The organism is Christiangramia aestuarii, assembly GCF_009735585.1.
Classification (GTDB): Bacteria; Bacteroidota; Bacteroidia; order Flavobacteriales; family Flavobacteriaceae; genus Christiangramia; species Christiangramia aestuarii.
This window is the reverse complement of the sequence record NZ_VJVW01000160.1, coordinates 1-372: the sequence shown is the minus strand read 5'-3', so window position 1 is coordinate 372 and position 372 is coordinate 1. Positions and strand designations below refer to the sequence as shown.

Below are 372 nucleotides of genomic sequence, written 5' to 3'. Positions count from 1 at the left end.
GCTACGGCTGATGCCGATGAGCTGACCGATCCAGAGGATAGTAACAATGAGACTACGCCACTGACGCAGAACCCAGCCATGACAATAGCTAAAGCAGGTAGCTTTAACGATGAAAATGGAAACGGCTATGCCGAGGCTGGAGAGACCATCTCCTATACCTTTAGCCTGACCAATACCGGGAATGTCACCCTGAACAATATCACCGTGACCGATCCGATGGTAAGTGTAAACGGCGGACCGATCAACCTGGCGCCGGGTGCTTCTGATAACACCAGCTTCTCCGCAACCTATACCCTGACCCAGCCGGATGTAGATAGCGGACAGGTAGACAATATTGCTACGGCTGATGCCGATGAGCTGACCGATCCAGAG

Annotated in this window: 1 protein-coding gene; it reads left to right on the top strand. The window is 52.7% G+C overall.

Annotated features, from left to right (window positions below; genetic code table 11):
• On the top strand, nucleotides 1-372 hold a 372-nt coding region (locus FLP08_RS16130), incomplete at both ends, for a CLIPPER-2 domain-containing protein (protein ID WP_156278177.1).